Origin of the sequence: Dyadobacter koreensis, from assembly GCF_900108855.1 — a bacterium.
GTDB classification, from domain to species: domain Bacteria; phylum Bacteroidota; class Bacteroidia; order Cytophagales; family Spirosomataceae; genus Dyadobacter; species Dyadobacter koreensis.
The window spans coordinates 249524-266616 of the sequence record NZ_FNXY01000005.1 but is presented as its reverse complement, the minus strand read 5'-3'; the positions used below and the strand labels follow the sequence as shown (position 1 = coordinate 266616).

The window sequence follows — 17093 nt, the reverse complement described above, 5'->3', positions numbered from 1 at the left end:
ATCTCTTCAACCGGTAATTCAGGAACATCAGAAACCGATGTTTTAGGTTTCATCGTAGGACGGAAAGCCGGTTTTGATTTTACTTCTTCATTCTTAATTTCTTTACTTTCGGATTCGGGAATATCAGAAACCGGAGCTTTCGGTTTCATTGACGGCTTAAACGGTAGACTGGCCGCAGGCTTTTCAACTCCTGGTTCTTCAGGTGAAATTCCGCTATCTGCTTTGGCTTCAACGGTTATTGGTTTTTTAGGTTGAAAAACAGGCTTCGGTCTTGGTATCGCGACCTCATCTGAGTCTTCCTTTGCCGTTATCTCCTCTTGCTTTGGTTTAATTGTTGGTTTAAAAGCGGGACGAGCGACAGGAGATTTTGCAGCAACTTCCGAAGGAGCTCCTGATTTTTGTGCCGCCTTTAAAGCTTCCTTTTCTTTCTGGAATTGTTCAAGCAAATCTCGTTTTTCCTGTGCCTCATCCACAGTCAGGTTTCCGAAATTATAAACCATATCCCGAATATCGACTTCACTGTAGTCGAAAGTCTTTGTCATCGTCAGGCATTCCGTTGGACAAACGGTCGTGCAAAGGCCGCAATAACAGCATTTCGCCATGTCAATATCAAACTTGGCAGCATAAAGCCGAATCGGAGAACCGTCAGAAGCGCGTCCTACTTCTTCAATAGCTTTAATTGGCTCTATCTCAATGCAGTCAACAGGACAAACTTTTACACATTTGTCGCAAACAATACAGTCATCAATCTCATTATGAAGCCTATATCGTCCATTATCGGGAATTGGAATTGTTTCCTGAGGATACTGGATAGTCACCAGACCATCCTGCAAATCGAAGAAATTACTTGTACGGATATCATTGTTTACCCGACGGTTTTTTGCGGCAAATAAATGACGCAACGTCAGCTTCATACCCGTTAAAGTGGTATTAATTCCCTCTGATATATTTTTGAAATAAGTGGACAATGTTAGCAGGTCTCAATTTTCAATTCATAACGACATCCGGAAGTTCCGAAAATAAGCCTATTGCAAAGATAGAGTAAACTCTGAAAAATCTTACTTATCTATTAAAACACCTTCCAATATGTCCAATAATTCTTTTTGAACCGACAGAGTTTTATCAGCCGCATACCATTTGTGGATATCCTCTCCAAATTCTTTATACGATTTCACAGGATTTTTTTTGTACTCTTCCATCATATGCTGTGCTCCTGCCGGACGCGGCCCCCAGTTAAAAATCTCGTTAAATGCTCCATCAACAGCAATTAATTTTGGAATAGATTTGCCTCCGTTCGTCAAGTATAAATCCATCAGGTCAGGGTTCTCGTCTCTCAATAATAATTGGAGATCAACAAGCGGATTTAACTTTGCAACTGCGGCCAACACGGGAATATTTTGCGCTGCATCTCCACACCACGCTTCCGTCAGTACATACCAGGTTTGTGGAAACTGAATTTGGCTAACTGCTATTTTCAAACTTTCACTGAGAACAACAGTTTTATTCAGCCGCTGCATTCTATGCAGATTGAGTTTTGTGTAATCATTAAGTTCTTCCGATTGTTTTGGACCGGTTGTTCTTTGCTCCATAACAACCAGTTCCATCAATAACATATAATCCGAATAAGAATAAATTTTCCGCTCCGTCCCGTTCTGAAATAAATCCGCTAAGTTCCTCATGAAAGTATTTTTGTTCATAGAAAAAACCCCAACAGCCGCATTTCAGTTCAGACAACGCGGTTCAAATATTTCGTATAATCGGTTTGGACAGCGATATAATCCTCGTTCATCAGTGGAGAGGTAAAAATGAAATCAGCAGTTGCCCGGTTAGAGGCTACAGGAATATTCCAAACGACGCATAATCTTAGCAATGCTTTCACATCCGGATCATGCGGCTGCGCGGACATTGGGTCCCAGAAAAAAACAAGCAAATCGATTCTTTCCTCTGCTATCATAGATCCAACCTGCTGATCACCGCCAAGCGGGCCGCTTAAAAGCAATTCAACGGGCTGATTGAGCAACGCCTCGAGTAATTTTCCGGTTGTTCCTGTGGCGTATAACTTATTTTTTGAAAGCTGCTCCCGGTTGGAATTTGCCCAATCCAGTAATTCTACTTTTCTGTTATCATGGGCAACCATCGCAATGCGCTTGCTAACTGTAATTTTTCTGAAATTTTCCATTAATGTTAAGCTAAACAGGTATTCCTGGAATCTAGTTTTTCAAACTTCCCGAATATAATTCAAATACCGCATAGCCAGTACCTGCCGATCAAAATGATTTTTTGCATGCCAATAGCCATTTTCACCTTGTTGTTTGATCAGCAATGGATTATCTAAATAAAAACGAATTTTTGCAGCAAAGTCAGCTGGATTTTCAGGCTCCACAAAAACGCCTGCGTTTGCACCTTCCACCAATTCTCTCGACACGCCATCAATTGCCATAAGTACAGGTTTTTTACAAGAAAAATAATCGAAGGTTTTATTTGAGTAAATGGTTTTGAACGTATCCGTTTTTTTCAAAACCGAGGTACCCATATCGGACGCAAGAATATAATTAAAAACCTCGCTTTTGGATACGGAATCAATAAACCGGACATTTTGGAGATTTCGTTGTTGAGCCTCCTGAATCAAATACCGTTTTTGCTCGCCGTCTCCAATGAGCAAAAAGACAACATTAGTATCAGCCAGCAATTCTGCGGTTTCTAATATTTGAATAAGATGATTTGCAAAACCGTGCGCTCCGACATAAGTGACTAAAAACTTTCCTGTCAGACGATGCTGCTGACGAAATATCGATTCGTTAAACGTTGACATCACTTTCTCAGAAAGTGAGAAATCCGCTGCGTTTGGGATGTAAATTATTTTTTTGGCGTCCGCTCCTTTGGCAATCAGAACATCTCGAAAAGCGGGCGTCAAAACATTTATCAGTTTGGCTTTCCTGTATAAATATTTTTCAAACCAATAGGAAAGACGAATTAGTTGTTTGATTTTTAAAAGTCCCAGATCAATAGCTGACTCCGGCCATAAATCTCTTACTTCAAAAATAAAAGGAATATTTTTCCATCGACTTAGGAATAAGCCTGTTATGCCGACAAACAAGGGAGGCGATGTTATAATGATAAGGTCGTAATTATCTTTGGCATAAAACAGTCCACCCAAAATCCCGGATATAGAAAAAGAAAAGAAAGAAGCGATGCGTCCAAACACGCTTTTAGAACTTTGACTGACAAAACAGCGAATTACCTCAATATCGTCTTGATTTCTTGATACGCGAAAAAAGTGCCTATCATTACGGGAAACATTAGCTCCCATATAATGCGTCATTCCTGCAATAACCGTAACATTATGCCCTGCCGCTTTCCAGATTCTGCTCATTTCATTCCACCGCGACCCTCCGCCATCATGATCTTCCAGAAAAAACTGATGTATCAAAAGAATCTGCATGCCGGTTTCCGGGTTTAATTTTTATACCAATTTCAGTTTTTAAATATCTTTCGTTAGTAAGAAAAACTATCCGGTGTGCAGACTTTTTTTCTCCATAATTAATCGAATACCAACCTTCAGTTTTTATCAATTTTACTCCCGCCCCATTTTTAAGATTTGATGTAATATCAAACTGCTCAAAAAAATCATCTGACGGATGCCAGATTTGACACATCGAAATTTGCTCTGGTGCATTTTCGATCCAGTCTTCAATAATCCAGTGAAAAAACCCAATGGCTTTCGTAACCCTGCGTCTGATAATAATATTTTTGCCTAGTTCCCTGAAACCGATAAACCAGCCTTCAAAAATTATTTTATCTCCATCTGCTTTCCAAAATCCGTCACTCTCCTTAATCCAGTCGAACCATATAAATCCGCTGCCTTTTCTCATTTGATCTGAATCTCCTAATATAACTGTGTTATGAGAAGCCGTTCCCGAGAAGTAATTCGTCCATTTTTTATCTGTATTATACTTGAAAGAGCCGGCATCCCGAAGGATATTTTTCCCGTTAATCCAGATGTCCAGATGGAGATTATCTGACTGAAAAGGCCGGTTTTGGTAACTTCCACAGCGAAGAAATGTGATGGTTTTTTGATCTCGCAAAATGTAATAGCCGCCTTTAGAGAATACGGAACACTGAACATTTTTAAGGTTGGTTTCTAATTTGTTTTGATTTCCAGAAATACCCAGCCATAAACTTTCTTCCTGCCAAGCGCCTGTTCCATACTTTAATTTTTCTCCCAGAACATTGCCCAGCGCCAGTAACTGCGGCCGAAAATCTTGGAAATCACAATCTGTTAGTGGAAAAAATAATGCACCATCATTATTTCCATAATTGGGCAATTGTCCTGATTTCTGATCCTGACAGGTTTTAAGAAAATGTAAAGATTTCCTGGCACGATCATAAACAATAGGATCCCAGTTTTCATTGTTAAGATGTGCCAATTGAATGCCCCAAGTAAGTAACTGAACCACTACACGATGATAATTCATGGAGAATTGAAGAAATGTGCCATCTTCATAAATCTGGTAAGCAATTTCCTTTTCAAACCATTTTTTACCGCGTTTCCTCCAGACTTTACTTTCTTTAAAAAAAGGAAACAACAGACCAATCAGATACAATCCAAGCGTTTCCGTCAGCGCATGATTGTTGCGAACAGCGATTCGGGAAAAATTAATATTCTCAGCAACGTGCCGCATTTGTTGATGAATACTGTCAATTATTTTAAAAAAATGCGGCCCCTGTAACGTTGAAGATTTCCTGTAATAGTGCAGCGCGAAAGTCCAGTTCAAAACTCTTAAAGTAATTTCCTGACTACATTTCCAATTCGGCCCCTGATTGACCGGATTGGCATCAATCCAGCTTTCGATTTCTTTAAAAACGATATCAGATTTATCTTTTTCGAAGTGATAATCATACCGGATTAAGTCGTACAAAAATGTGAAACGAGACTTTTCCCAGACATATTTGATATCTCCTGCCTCTTCTGAAAAATCAGGAATTTCTGACCAATGTTTAGAAATATCATGACGAAAGCCGTTTTCAGGATTTGTCAGCCAGTCTGTAACCGTAAAATACTTGGAAGAAAAAAATAAGACCCTGTTTTGATGAAAAGCTTTAACCCATTTTACGAGTTGTCGCAAATCCGAATGAGAAATATTGATTTCGCCGGCAATAACAGAATCTTTAAAGAAAAAATGGACTGCCTGATTTTGCCATTCCTCCGGAGAAATAAATACTTGGTTTTTGGGATTGACGGGAAAACGAAGTTTTAATATACCCGTGCGTCTTTGAAACTCAAACCAAAATCTGAACGCAACATAGCGCAGGCCCATATTTTGAAAAAGCTGTAAAGCATTTTTCGAAGCGGTTAAGCTTTTTATAATTTGTTTCATGAAAGTGTGTGTTATTCAAAGTGCAAGATAGAGAAACCGTCAACAACTTGCCTTTTTTACAGCTTGCGGTTTCACAAAAGGTTATCTTTGGAGAAATTTTCAGTACTGTCCCTTAGAGACGTGACTTAAAAAATTATATTTTCTTAACCACACGTTAAAATCCGGCAGTAATTTTTATAATACCTTGTGCACATGAGTCCTGATAAATCTTCAAAATATACGGTACCTGTAATAAAAAAAGACCAGCCAGACGATACCTATAAATTTCAGCCTTTGCCAACTCCAACGGGCCAGTATCCTTATCGCCTGTCTTTGCAGCAAATCTGTCCGGAAATTAATGAAGTGGCGACCGTTTTTCACATGTTTGGCGATACCGGTAGTATTGTAAATCCTGCTTTTCAGCATTTTGTGGCTGCGGCAATGGCAAAACAGTATGAAACAGAGGAAGACGAAAAGCCTCAGTTTTTATATCATTTGGGTGATGTTGTCTATACTTTCGGGGAAGCTGATAAATATTCGACACAGTTTTTTGAGCCTTACCAGAAATATCCCGGTCCCATTTTCGCAATTGCCGGCAATCATGACAGTGATGTAAATCCAAATGCAGCAAAAGCATATAAAAGCCTGGATGCCTTCAAAGCCGTTTTTTGTGACACAGAACGAAGACCTATTGCTTTTGGACGCGGCGTAGATCGAAAAAGTATGATCCAGCCCAACATTTACTGGACGCTGAAAGCGCCTTTGGCCAATATCATCGGTTTACACAGCAATGTTCCTAAATTTGGAGTTATTACGCCAGACCAGAGAAAATGGTTTAAAGAAGAATTGAAGGCTGCGGCTTTGGAACGATCAGAAAAAGCATTGATCGTTACCATTCACCATGCGCCTTACACCGCAGATGTAAACCATGGTTCAAGCATCCCGATGATTCAATTTCTGGAAGAAGCTTTTGAAGAAACAGGTGTATTCCCTGATATTGTTTTCAGCGGTCACGTTCATAATTATCAGCGTTTTACCAAAACTTATAAAAACGGAAAAACGATTCCGTTTATCGTTGCAGGCGCGGGTGGATATGATGAGTTGCATCCTGTTGCCCAAATCAGCGATCCACGTTTTTTCACAAATCCTGAACTTTTTAAAGGTATTAAGCTAGAAAATTACGCAGATAACAAACATGGATTTCTTAAAATAGCAATTAAGAAATCAAATGGAAAATTGAGGCTTGCCGGAAACTACTATACAATTCCGCATGAAGAATTACCTGATATGAAGACAACTTTGACAGATCAATTTTTGCTTAATCTGTAATTCAAATTTCCGTTTTTGAACGGCAAATTGTCTAAAGCAAAAAAAGCGAGTTATTGCTAACTCGCTTTTTTGTGGGCCCTGCAGGATTCGAACCTGCGACCCCCTGCTTGTAAGGCAGGTGCTCTGAACCAACTGAGCTAAGAGCCCTTTCGTGATTTCCATTTTGACGAATCTTATTCTGCTTTCAGAAAAAGATTAAAAAAAGCGAGTTATTTCTAAATCGCTTTTTTTGTGGGCCCTGCAGGATTCGAACCTGCGACCCCCTGCTTGTAAGGCAGGTGCTCTGAACCAACTGAGCTAAGAGCCCCTCTTGTCGTCATTCGGGAGTGCAAATATGCACGACTGTTTTTCTTTATCCAAATTATAGTTTAAAAATTTTCAACAATAATTTATAAACAACTGGTAATCAGAAAATAATTTATTCAAAATTTAAGTATAATGTGACTGTATGCGTCGTTAACCTGTTGATTCCGGTATTTGCCGATCCTTGGAAAACATTTTTTAAACCATGGGAAAAGCGCAGCTCCGGCGCGAATTTAAAAAATTCAAAAAAGCGTTCGTACCCAACGCCATAATCCAAAGTAAAGTCAGAAGTTTGAGTATCGAGTCTGCCGTTGCTCGTTCCGCCTCCCCTGCTTCGTTTGACATTTGTCTCAATTCCCATCGTCACACCGGCAATCATATACATTCTAGTATTTACGCGGCGTTTGGATTTATATTTCACCAGCAAAGGAATTTCCAGCCAGGTAGATTCCCGTTTATTGGTTTTATCAGGACTATTAGGATAGCTGTATTTTAGTTCCCTTTCATAAAGAGAAACCGAGGGTGTTGTCCGGATATCAAATCGCTCATTCAAATAGGCATTAATCGTAAAGCCCATCCGAAACGCTCCTTTCATAGGAGACTGGATCAGATAAGCCGAATCACCTGCTGTCGGAGAGCCGCTTGGTTCGCTGTGCCGAAAATTATATCGCGTAAAAGGAACTGCAAATAAAATACCGTAGTGGATCGGCTTATCATCATAATATTCCAGATGTCGGCGTACGTAACCTTGTCCCTGTGCTTTAACTTCCTGTAAGGCCACAAACAGGAACAAGATTCCGATAACTACTTTTGTCCTGTGTAAATGGAGCAAATCCCGAAGGTTAATGGTATGCATTTAGTATTTTTAAAACCTGCTTTTTTATAAATTTCAAGAAAAGCCTCCCCGTCCGGAAATGCCTGAACGGATTCAGGAAGGTAGGTGTAGGCAGAACTGTCCTTTGAGACGGTCTTTCCTATCAATGGTAATATGTATTTGAAATAAAAATTATAAAACTGTTTGAATGGAAAAGAGCGCGGTTTTGAAAATTCAACAACGACACAAGTCCCACCCGCCTTCATCACACGGTTCATTTCAGTAAGCCCGGCCAACAAATTCTGAAAATTCCGTACTCCAAACGAAACGATAACAGCGTCGAAATAATTGTCTGTAAAGGACAAACTTTCCGAGTCGCCACTTTGTAAAGTTATAATATCCTGCTTTCCAAGTTTGGCAATTTTCTCTCGACCAACTGCCAGCATTCCTTCTGAAATATCAACACCAATTATCTTTTCAGGTTTCAGAGAAAGTGCCTCAATAGCAAAATCACCGGTACCTGTTGCAATATCAAGGATAACTTTTGGCTGCTGTTTTTTTAATAATTTAACAGCACGCTTACGCCAGTAAATGTCGACGCCTCCACTCAAAACGTGATTCAATAAATCATATTTCGGGGAAATATTATCAAACATTTCCGCTACCTGTTCACGCTTGCTGCCGTCCTTATCTTTATAGGGTACTACACTCATTTTCGATTAGCATAAAATTAGAAGTACAAAACTAACAGATATTTGTTGGTTATCGTTTTCATGCATATATGTAAAGTTTGCATAAACGACTGATTTTTAAGAGAAACATCCTTGGAAACATGCAGATAGTTTTAAATTTGTTTTACGACCACACACACGATATGGATATGATTCGCAAATTTTTACAATTATTTGCCATAATTACCCTATACATTCCAACTTATGCACAAAAGCGTTCAACTTGGAATGAGGCATACAACCGATACAAAAATGGAAACATGGTATCGAAAATTACTTCACGATATTCCGTTATAGTCCGTGGAGGACTCACGCAATTTTATGGTGAATTACAGAAACAGGATATGCGAGGTATGCTTGGACTGGGCGTCAACAGAAAGTTTAATAATCCGCTTTCTCTGAGTTTAGAGTATACCACCGGAAAACTCGGCGGCGAGGAAATTTCGTTTTTCAACTCCTACTTTATCAATGAATATAACTCAGTTGAATTGCTTGCTATGTGGGATTTAACAGGGCAGTTTATTCCAAGTTACGACGGAGAACTGAATGTGAATATTTACGGAGGCTTAGGATTGATGATGTTCAGCGCTAATGCATATGACATTACGAGCAACACACTTTTAAGATTTACCAACAGTCCATCCAGTGCCCGAAATCCACTTTTTTTACGTTGGGGAAATCCTCATGGAAGCCCTGGAATCAAAAAAACAAACGAACGAATTATTCCAGTCGGCCTTTGCGTTGACTACAAACTTTTTGAAAAACTAATTTTTGGTTTTGATTACCGCTTTTATTTCGTGCGAACGGACAAAGTAGACGCCACATCAGGTATGCGACTGATCAATCCGGAAGAAGCAGACTCGTACAGTAAAACACCGAATGACAAATTCAGCTTTTTGTCACTTTCTGCAACCTATAAATTTAGCAGATACCCGAAGCGCGGGAAAAGATGACAGATGTTTATCTTTGTAAATAAAAGCGGCTTAACTTTCATCCATTGGCTTCAATCGCATATAATTTCTACCCGACACTGCTTAATCTTTTTAATCGATATCAAAAAGGATATCTCGAACGACAGGATTTTTTAAACCGGATCAATCGTGTACCAATGCCGCAAACAGAGGCACAGTTCAAAGGATCCTCGTTTGAGGAAGCAGTAATAAAAGGCGTTAATGAGGATGCGTTTGATCCTGAGATCCTTGACAAAGTCCGTGCGCTTTTGCCTCGTCCGATGATGAAAACGCAGGTTTACTGTGAGTATCAGCTGGATAATGTGTTGCTGTATGGATACGTTGACGTGATCGGGAAAACTCTTGCCGTTGATATTAAAACAACGAGCAGCTATCAGGAAGGTCGGTTTGCTCATAGTCATCAAAATTTCTATTTGCCCGCCCTGCGATCAAAAGGTATACGGACTTTGCGGTACGTCATCACCGATTTTCAGGATGTCTACCAGGAAAATTACGACCAGACAATTGATTTTTCAGTGCAGGAAATTCAGATTAAGCTATTTTGCGATTTTCTCGAAGAACACCGGAATGAGATAACGGATCGGAAGATATTTGGGAAATGATAATTTAATCAGCAATTAGGGTTCATACAGAACGAAGGTTGGATCAGCAACTTGACTAAATTGTTTATCCGCCAGCGAGAAGAAGAATGCCTAATATTATCATCGATCATTGTTTTACTCCCACTCATCACGAACCCTTTTTGAGATTCCTAAAGGGTCTTTCGTAAGAGTTATCTCCCCAAAATACATTATAGCATTTAATCTCTTCTCGCCTTTTTGCAAAGCATTACTTGGCAATACCTCCTATAATCACAATTTCTAAGTTTAATCGGATTAAAATTCAAATATTATAGCCATACAAGGTTGGCATCAGCTAATGCTAAAACAAAAAATCCTGCCAGAATTTCTTCTAACAGGATCTTGTGGTGATGGACGGAATCGAACCGCCGACACAAGGATTTTCAGTCCTTTGCTCTACCGACTGAGCTACATCACCAGCTCAATTCGTTCCCTTTGGGACTGCAAAGGTAGAATTACGATTTATCTTTCCAAATTATTTGGACAAATATTTTTCAAAAATTTAATTTGCTACCGTACAACTAAGACTTAGCATTCTGATTTTCTATCACTTACCAGAATGAAAAAAAATATTTATTTTAAAATAATTGATGCTAAATACATTTTTGTCATATTTGCTTTTAGTATGCTTGCATACTATCTGAACGAATATTAGTTATCAACGGAGCAAATCGAAGTATTATGGCGATAATCCAGCAAATCATCTTTTTAATTGTTCTTGGGATAGTCGGCTGGTTCGTCTTTAAACGCGCCAATCTGATCCGAAAAACTATCTCACTAGGACGGGATGAAGACCGTTACGATCAGCCGGCGCAGCGCTTTTCTATTATGCTACGCGTCGCTTTCGGCCAGAAAAAGATGTTTGATCGCCCATTAATTGGTCTCATGCACTTTGTTGTGTATGCTGGGTTCTTGCTTATAAATATTGAAGTTCTCGAAATTGTGCTGGATGGAGTTCTGGGAAAGCACCGGCTTTTCGCTCCATTTTTAGGAACATTTTATAACTTCCTTATCGGCTTTTTTGAATTTTTGGCCATTGGCGTTTTAGTAACCTGTTCGATTTTTTTAATTCGAAGGGCAATATTAAAAGTGGAACGGTTGCAACCCTCGCGTCATCGGGAAATGAATGGCTGGCCGGAATTGGACGGCAAAATCATCTTGCTCTTCGAAATCGTATTAATGATCGCAATATTAACGATGAATGCGGCGGATACTGTTTTACAGGAAATGGGAAGTCCACATTACACGCCCACCGGAGACTTTGCTTTTAGCCAGTTCCTGAAACCCATTTTTGCTAACTGGTCAGAAAACTCGTTAATTATTTACGAACGTTTTGCCTGGTGGTTCCATATCCTTGGCATTTTTACTTTTGCCGTTTATGTCACGTACTCCAAACATTTACACATCGCTCTTGCTTTTCCCAATACATATTTCTCTCGTTTAACACCAAAAGGAGAAATGAATAATATGCCTGATATCACGAAAGAGGTGAAAATCATGTTGGGTTTGACTACCTCAGAAGATCCTGCTTCCGGAACCGAAAGTGTTATTCCAGAGCGATTTGGCGCGAAAGATGTGCCTGACCTGAGTTGGAAAAACCTGATGGATGCCTATTCATGTACGGAATGTGGCCGCTGTACTTCTGCGTGTCCGGCAAATTTTACGGGCAAGAAATTATCTCCGCGTAAAATTATGATGGACACGCGTGATCGGTTAGAAGATATTGGAAGAAATATGCAGACAAATAAGGGAGAATTTGTCGACGATGGAAAAAGCCTGATGGGCGATTATATCAGTAACGAAGAAATTCTTGCTTGTACAACCTGCAACGCTTGTGTTCAGGAATGCCCGATTCTGATCAATCCGCTCGATATTATTTTGCAATTACGCCGGTATAAAATTATGGATGAGGCCCAGGCACCGGGGTCCTGGAATACGATGTTCCAAAATCTGGATACAAATCAGGCTCCATGGAAATTTTCACCTGACGACCGTTTTAACTGGGCCGAAAAATTAAGAAATGAGGTTTAAACCCGGCACGACCGACTTGCCTTAAAGACTATAAAATCATGAGTGAGTTAATAAACAAAGTACCAACTATGGCAGAAATGGCCGCTGGAAATGAAACGCCAGAAGTGCTTTTCTGGGTTGGTTGTGCAGGATCTTTTGACGATCGATACAAAAAAGTTACGGTAGCTTTTGTTAAAATTCTAAACAAAGCGGGTGTGAAATTTGCGGTTTTGGGTACCGAAGAAAGCTGTACCGGAGATCCTGCGCGTCGTGCTGGAAATGAATTTACTTTTCAGATGCTCGCGATGTCCAACATTCAGGTTTTGGATATGTATGGCGTCAAGAAAATCGTCACGGCTTGTCCACATTGCTTTAATACTTTGAAAAATGAATATCCGGAACTCGGTGGAAACTATGAAGTTTTACATCATTCCGAATATTTACAGCAACTCATCGACGAAGGTCGAGTTCGGATTGAAGGAGGAGAAACCTTTAAAGGCCGAAAAATTACTTTCCACGATTCCTGTTATTTAGGAAGAGCAAATGGAATTTATGAGGCGCCTCGTCACGTCCTGGAAGCATTGGATGCTGATTTGATAGAAATGAAACGCAGTAAAGTCAAAGGCTTATGCTGCGGCGCAGGCGGCGGGCAAATGTTTAAGGAGCCGGAGCCTGGGAAAAAGGACGTTAATATTGAGCGAATTGAGGAAGCAATCGATACCGGCGCAACAACCATTGCGGTGGCTTGTCCATTTTGTATGGTTATGATGACGGACGGCGTTAAAAATAAAGAAAAAGAAGATTCCGTGAAAGTTTTCGACCTGGCCGAATTAATTGCCCAGGCAGAAGGATTGTAAATAATTATTTCTCGATACCACTGAATAAATCTGTAATATCGATTAATAATTTCTCGTTAATCCAAAGCTGCCGCCCTCTTTTATTCCGAACTTAGTTTCTGGCAAGCTTGTTTTGATTGCTGAGATAATGGAAGATATTATTCTAAAACGATTAACCAGACTTACTGATGTATATCCCTTTTAATGAAATTAATTTATCTGCCCGCGTCTGGATCTATCAGGCAAACAGAAAGTTTTCAGAAGAAGAAGTTGGAATTTTGACAGAGACACTCAAAGCTGCACTCGAAGGCTGGGAAGCACACGGACATCCTTTAACGGCGTCAGGGAAAATTTTCGAACATCGCTTTGTAGTGATCGCGGTGGATGAAAGCAAGGAATTACCAAGCGGCTGCTCAATTGATAAATCGGTTCATTGGCTACAAGAAATCGGTGCGCGCCTGAATGTCGACTTCTTTGATCGTTCATTGGCCTATCTTGACGATGACAATAATGTTGAAACTATTCCGGTACCGAAAATAAAGCAGGCTGTTACAGATCAGATCATTACACCTTATACCACCATTTTTGATAATCAGGTAGCTACAAAGGCACAATGGATGAAACGCTGGAAAATTCCGGCAGCAGATTCATGGCTTAGCCGTTATTTTTCTGCACAAACTGCATCTTAGTTTTGAAAGGTTTCTTTGGCGGCTTAGCTTTGCAAACTACTTACTGATACCTGCATGAAAACTTTTGGACTGTTTGCCGCGATTTGTTTGGGAATTTTGCTTGCCGGATGCGACAAAAATGTTGTTTACAAAGCTTACGAAGATATTGATGACGGGCAGTGGTTTATCAAAAATACACCTTCTTTCAAGGTTGAAATAACGGATTCCTCTCAGGCGTATAATATTTTTTATCTGGTGCGAAATACGTTGCAATATCCTTACTATAACTTATATCTGACCAGAAAAATTACCGCCCCAGACAGTTCGGTGACTACGAATATGGAAGAAGTTTTTCTTTCCAATGAGACAACTGGAAAACCGTTTGGCAAGGGTTTGGGAGATTTATTTGATCACAAGATCCCTTTCCTGAAAAATCACAAATTTCCACGAAATGGTACTTATACATTTACGTTGTCACAATCCATGCGGCAAAACCCTTTACCATTTATTATGGGGATTGGTATAAGTGTCGAGAAAGTTGAGAATGGGAAATAATAAAAATGGATTCTCCTACCGGAGAATCCATTTTTATTATTGAATATTTGTGTTAGGTTGACCTCCTTCCCGGCTTTCCGGCTTTTTACGTGGACGGTTTCTGTAATTCCGATAACGTTTCTTCTGCCCCTCTTTCTGCTCAACTGCTTTTTGCTGCTCTTCGGCTTTATCTTCTGCCACTTCGTGAACCGGTTCTCCTAATAAAAAACCATAGGGTTCTAAACTTGGAATTGTATCTAAAACAACTTTTAAGATGGCCGTAATAGGTAAAGCCAGGATTAATCCGGATAATCCCCAAAGTTGTCCGCCAAGAAAAAGAGCAACGATTGCTGCCATCGGGTTTACACTTACTTTCGATCCGACAATATTTGGCGTAATGAAATTACCTTCCAGAAACTGGACAAAACTCATTACACCGATCACGCCGAGAGCATACCAGGGCGAATCCATGGTAACGATACTCAACAGCGCCGGAAATAGGGAACCGATGAGAATTCCTATGTATGGAATCAATATTAAAAAACCAGCCAGAAAACCGAAGAAAATGGCATGAGGAATTCCGAGTAACAAAAGGCCGATACTATTCAAAACACCAACAATTATAATTACCAGAAATAATCCGGATAAGTAGCTCTGAATAACTTCGTAAATTTTTTTCAGCAGGGCATTTAAGTTCTCATTGGGAACGCTGGCAATTGCCTTATAAAAAAATCGTCTGAAAAAATCTCTGTAAAGGAGAAAGAAAAAAACATAAAGGGGCAATAAAATAAACGTAGAAATTGCCCCTGTTGTCGTGACCAGCGTATTCAACAAAACCGCCCGGCCTTCACTAAGCATATTAACCAGATATTTTTTCGCTTCGGTCACTTGCTGGCTTCTACTCAGACTTAGATACCGCTCGCCCATTGTCAATGTTTGATCTAAAAGGACTTCTGCCTTCTCAGTGATGCGAGGAAGTTCTTCGGCAAAACTTCCGATTTGTAACGTAACAACATAAACCAGTACCACAATGACAATAATAAGCACAAGAATACTTAACAGAATTGCAGCAATTCGAGGTACTTTCTTATGTTCCAGAAAAACACACACGGGGTGCAATAAAATGGCGAGCAAAACTGAAAATGCAAGCGGAATCAGGGTTTCACGAAGTACAAAAAGAATATAAACGCCAGCAATAAGGGCAACAAGAACACTGGCCAGCTTCAGGTAAGTCGGTGTTTGATTATCTTTGCCAGGCACAGAATGTAAAGAACGGTTCATGAATAAGTTAGTATATCTGATGTTTGCTATTGAAACGGTGTTATGTACCTGTAACCCTGACAAGCGGACAAATAGTTTTAAAAAAGTCCGCTCTGATTACAAAATTAGTAAAATTGGCAATCTTCCTGATGTAGCTAACGAGAGTTCAGGCATCGCCAGAACGAAGAAAGGCACATTTTGGACCCATAATGATAGTGGGGGAAAACCAGAGCTTTATGAAATTGATTCCACAGGCAGGTTGTTATCTACAAAAGTCATTCCAAATTCTGAGAACAAAGATTGGGAAGATCTGGCACAGGATGAAAATGGGAATATTTACATTGGAGATTTTGGAAACAACAGCAATTCCCGACGTGCGTTAATTGTTTACAAAGTCCCGCAGGTAACGGGCGAAACAGAAAAAATCACGTTTAATTATGCGGATCAAAAAGAATTTCCACCGTCCAAAGATCAGTTAAATTTCGACTGCGAAGCTTTTTTTCATCACAAAGACAAACTGTACTTATTTTCCAAAAACCGCAGCCGGCAAAATAGATATGTAAAATTATATGAGTTACCCAGTCAAAAAGGGAATTATTCGGTAGCACCAATCGATAGTATCGAAATCAAAACGCAGGTAACCTCAGCTGATATTAGTCCGGATGGAAAGACGTTCGCGCTGCTGACCTATGGAAAAATTCTAACCTTCGGAATTGATGATGGAATTATTAATTTTAAAAAACCGCTGGGTTGCTTCAAATTTGCGAGAAAACAGGCCGAAGCGATGATTTTTGTAAATAATACAGACATGATCGTAACAAATGAGCAACAGCAAATTTTCCGTATTACTTACCGCTGATATTATTTTTTTGTTAACAATGCAATAAAGTAGATAATGTCAAAAACACAACAACTAATTTCGAACTGGATTTAACCTGGTAATCATCACATGAGCAGTGCAAAAGCAACAAACTCAGCACCGAAAGTATTAGTAGTTGACGACGATTCAGATATAGTAGAGCTTCTGGAATACAATCTGGTTAAAGAAGGATATTCTGTTCAAACAGCCTCCAATGGCAAGAAAGCAATAGAAACGGCGAAGACCTTTATCCCGGATCTTATCCTTTTGGACATTATGATGCCGCAGCTTGATGGTATCGAAACGGGCAGAATATTGCGCCAAAACCCTGATATCAAACATACTTACATTTTGTTTTTAACAGCCCGTTCAGAGGAATATTCGGAGGTAGCGGCTTTTGAAGTAGGTGCTGACGACTATATCACAAAACCAATCAAGCCACGCGCTTTAATGAGCCGCATTAATGCTTTGTTCCGCCGCGAAGCCCAAAAAGCAGATTCAGGCGACCAAATCGAAGTGCTGGATCTGGTCATTAACAGGAAAAATTATACGGTAACACAAGGTGCAGACAAATCTGTTGTCTTACCTAAAAAGGAATTTGAACTATTGTTTTTTCTGGCACAGACTCCTAATAAAGTTTTCAGTCGCGACGAATTGCTGCAAAAAATCTGGGGCGCAGACATTTATGTCTTGGAACGCACTGTTGACGTTCATATTCGAAAATTACGTGAAAAACTTGGTGACCGGTACATCAAAACGCTCAAGGGAGTTGGTTACATGTTCACAGACGAAGCAGAGTGA

The 17093-nt window shown here is 39.8% G+C and carries 17 protein-coding genes and 3 tRNA genes; 9 read left to right on the top strand and 11 right to left on the bottom strand.

The window, feature by feature from the left end; translation table 11 throughout:
* From BMY70_RS16750 to BMY70_RS16730, 5 genes are all read right to left on the bottom strand, one after another.
* Window positions 1–914: 4Fe-4S binding protein (locus BMY70_RS16750; RefSeq protein ID WP_143072127.1), on the bottom strand; the 914-nt coding region annotated here is incomplete at its 3' end.
* A 144-nt stretch (window positions 915–1058) separates the two neighbouring features.
* Window positions 1059–1679: a thioredoxin family protein gene (locus BMY70_RS16745; RefSeq protein WP_090337825.1), complete on the bottom strand. Its 621-nt coding sequence runs from the start codon at window positions 1677–1679 to the stop codon at window positions 1059–1061.
* Window positions 1680–1726: 47 nt separating this feature from the next.
* Entirely contained in the window at window positions 1727–2179 is a 453-nt protein-coding gene (locus tag BMY70_RS16740; RefSeq protein ID WP_090337084.1) for a methylglyoxal synthase, read from the bottom strand.
* 39 nt (window positions 2180–2218) lie between these two features.
* On the bottom strand, window positions 2219–3442 hold the full coding sequence (locus BMY70_RS16735) for a glycosyltransferase family 4 protein (RefSeq protein ID WP_090337081.1): 1224 nt from the start codon (window positions 3440–3442) through the stop codon (window positions 2219–2221).
* A complete protein-coding gene (locus BMY70_RS16730; RefSeq protein ID WP_090337079.1) occupies window positions 3399–5378 on the bottom strand; it encodes an alginate lyase family protein in 1980 nt (659 codons plus the stop codon). The genes BMY70_RS16735 and BMY70_RS16730 overlap by 44 nt, the downstream gene beginning before the upstream one ends.
* A gap of 192 nt (window positions 5379–5570) precedes the next feature.
* Here BMY70_RS16730 and BMY70_RS16725 point away from each other — a divergent pair, with 192 nt between their 5' ends.
* Complete coding sequence (locus BMY70_RS16725; protein ID WP_090337078.1) at window positions 5571–6686, top strand: metallophosphoesterase family protein; 1116 nt, start codon at window positions 5571–5573, stop codon at window positions 6684–6686.
* A gap of 72 nt (window positions 6687–6758) precedes the next feature.
* On the opposite strand, the gene BMY70_RS16720 is transcribed toward BMY70_RS16725, so the two are convergent.
* The 4 genes from BMY70_RS16720 to ubiE form a co-directional block, all read right to left on the bottom strand.
* Window positions 6759–6833 (bottom strand) — tRNA-Val (locus BMY70_RS16720).
* Window positions 6834–6918: 85 nt separating this feature from the next.
* Window positions 6919–6993 (bottom strand) — tRNA-Val (locus BMY70_RS16715).
* Window positions 6994–7104: 111 nt separating this feature from the next.
* Window positions 7105–7845: a type IX secretion/gliding motility protein PorT/SprT gene (gene porT / locus BMY70_RS16710; RefSeq protein ID WP_229209656.1), complete on the bottom strand. Its 741-nt coding sequence runs from the start codon at window positions 7843–7845 to the stop codon at window positions 7105–7107.
* The gene (gene ubiE, locus BMY70_RS16705; RefSeq protein WP_090337076.1) at window positions 7794–8516 is read right to left on the bottom strand and encodes a bifunctional demethylmenaquinone methyltransferase/2-methoxy-6-polyprenyl-1,4-benzoquinol methylase UbiE; all 723 of its coding nucleotides are present in this window, start codon (window positions 8514–8516) and stop codon (window positions 7794–7796) included. The genes porT and ubiE overlap by 52 nt, the downstream gene beginning before the upstream one ends.
* Window positions 8517–8635: 119 nt before the next feature.
* On the opposite strand from ubiE, the gene BMY70_RS16700 reads away from it, so the two are divergent.
* On the top strand, window positions 8636–9487 hold the full coding sequence (locus BMY70_RS16700) for a hypothetical protein (protein WP_143072114.1): 852 nt from the start codon (window positions 8636–8638) through the stop codon (window positions 9485–9487).
* Window positions 9488–9531: 44 nt separating this feature from the next.
* Window positions 9532–10107: a BCNT domain-containing protein gene (locus BMY70_RS16695; RefSeq protein ID WP_090337070.1), complete on the top strand. Its 576-nt coding sequence runs from the start codon at window positions 9532–9534 to the stop codon at window positions 10105–10107.
* 363 nt (window positions 10108–10470) lie between these two features.
* On the opposite strand, the gene BMY70_RS16690 is transcribed toward BMY70_RS16695, so the two are convergent.
* A tRNA-Phe gene (locus tag BMY70_RS16690) sits at window positions 10471–10543 on the bottom strand.
* Window positions 10544–10806: 263 nt separating this feature from the next.
* Between BMY70_RS16690 and BMY70_RS16685 the strand changes: the two genes are divergently transcribed.
* The 4 genes from BMY70_RS16685 to BMY70_RS16670 all read left to right on the top strand — a co-directional run bounded on the left by BMY70_RS16685 (window position 10807) and on the right by BMY70_RS16670 (window position 14194).
* The gene (locus BMY70_RS16685; protein ID WP_090337067.1) at window positions 10807–12156 is read left to right on the top strand and encodes a 4Fe-4S dicluster domain-containing protein; all 1350 of its coding nucleotides are present in this window, start codon (window positions 10807–10809) and stop codon (window positions 12154–12156) included.
* Between the two features lie 38 nt (window positions 12157–12194).
* Window positions 12195–12992 carry a (Fe-S)-binding protein gene (locus tag BMY70_RS16680; RefSeq protein WP_090337065.1) on the top strand — a complete coding sequence of 266 codons (798 nt, stop codon included), beginning with the start codon at window positions 12195–12197 and terminating at the stop codon, window positions 12990–12992.
* A gap of 167 nt (window positions 12993–13159) precedes the next feature.
* Window positions 13160–13660: a hypothetical protein gene (locus BMY70_RS16675; protein ID WP_090337064.1), complete on the top strand. Its 501-nt coding sequence runs from the start codon at window positions 13160–13162 to the stop codon at window positions 13658–13660.
* Window positions 13661–13714: 54 nt separating this feature from the next.
* A complete protein-coding gene (locus BMY70_RS16670) occupies window positions 13715–14194 on the top strand; it encodes a gliding motility lipoprotein GldH (protein ID WP_090337062.1) in 480 nt (159 codons plus the stop codon).
* A gap of 36 nt (window positions 14195–14230) precedes the next feature.
* Here BMY70_RS16670 and BMY70_RS16665 read toward each other — a convergent pair whose 3' ends face one another.
* Window positions 14231–15454, bottom strand: coding sequence for an AI-2E family transporter (locus tag BMY70_RS16665; protein ID WP_090337060.1), 1224 nt, complete (start codon window positions 15452–15454; stop codon window positions 14231–14233).
* Between BMY70_RS16665 and BMY70_RS16660 the strand changes: the two genes are divergently transcribed.
* Together BMY70_RS16660 and BMY70_RS16655 are read left to right on the top strand one after the other, a co-directional pair.
* Window positions 15453–16292: a YjiK family protein gene (locus BMY70_RS16660; RefSeq protein WP_090337058.1), complete on the top strand. Its 840-nt coding sequence runs from the start codon at window positions 15453–15455 to the stop codon at window positions 16290–16292. The genes BMY70_RS16665 and BMY70_RS16660 overlap by 2 nt on opposite strands.
* A gap of 90 nt (window positions 16293–16382) precedes the next feature.
* Entirely contained in the window at window positions 16383–17093 is a 711-nt protein-coding gene (locus BMY70_RS16655; RefSeq protein WP_090337056.1) for a response regulator transcription factor, read from the top strand.

What these genes read in the sequence shown, in the direction of transcription:
- BMY70_RS16725 (WP_090337078.1), top strand. Translation starts at nt 5,571, where the DNA reads ATGAGTCCTGATAAATCTTCAAAATATACGGTACCTGTAATAAAAAAA.
- BMY70_RS16685 (WP_090337067.1), top strand. Translation starts at nt 10,807, where the DNA reads ATGGCGATAATCCAGCAAATCATCTTTTTAATTGTTCTTGGGATAGTC.
- BMY70_RS16675 (WP_090337064.1), top strand. Translation starts at nt 13,160, where the DNA reads ATGTATATCCCTTTTAATGAAATTAATTTATCTGCCCGCGTCTGGATC.
- porT (WP_229209656.1), bottom strand. Translation starts at nt 7,845, where the DNA reads ATGCATACCATTAACCTTCGGGATTTGCTCCATTTACACAGGACAAAA.
- BMY70_RS16680 (WP_090337065.1), top strand. Translation starts at nt 12,195, where the DNA reads ATGAGTGAGTTAATAAACAAAGTACCAACTATGGCAGAAATGGCCGCT.
- BMY70_RS16730 (WP_090337079.1), bottom strand. Translation starts at nt 5,378, where the DNA reads ATGAAACAAATTATAAAAAGCTTAACCGCTTCGAAAAATGCTTTACAG.
- BMY70_RS16660 (WP_090337058.1), top strand. Translation starts at nt 15,453, where the DNA reads ATGAATAAGTTAGTATATCTGATGTTTGCTATTGAAACGGTGTTATGT.
- BMY70_RS16735 (WP_090337081.1), bottom strand. Translation starts at nt 3,442, where the DNA reads ATGCAGATTCTTTTGATACATCAGTTTTTTCTGGAAGATCATGATGGC.
- BMY70_RS16700 (WP_143072114.1), top strand. Translation starts at nt 8,636, where the DNA reads ATGCAGATAGTTTTAAATTTGTTTTACGACCACACACACGATATGGAT.
- BMY70_RS16740 (WP_090337084.1), bottom strand. Translation starts at nt 2,179, where the DNA reads ATGGAAAATTTCAGAAAAATTACAGTTAGCAAGCGCATTGCGATGGTT.
- ubiE (WP_090337076.1), bottom strand. Translation starts at nt 8,516, where the DNA reads ATGAGTGTAGTACCCTATAAAGATAAGGACGGCAGCAAGCGTGAACAG.
- BMY70_RS16745 (WP_090337825.1), bottom strand. Translation starts at nt 1,679, where the DNA reads ATGAGGAACTTAGCGGATTTATTTCAGAACGGGACGGAGCGGAAAATT.
- BMY70_RS16670 (WP_090337062.1), top strand. Translation starts at nt 13,715, where the DNA reads ATGAAAACTTTTGGACTGTTTGCCGCGATTTGTTTGGGAATTTTGCTT.
- BMY70_RS16655 (WP_090337056.1), top strand. Translation starts at nt 16,383, where the DNA reads ATGAGCAGTGCAAAAGCAACAAACTCAGCACCGAAAGTATTAGTAGTT.
- BMY70_RS16665 (WP_090337060.1), bottom strand. Translation starts at nt 15,454, where the DNA reads ATGAACCGTTCTTTACATTCTGTGCCTGGCAAAGATAATCAAACACCG.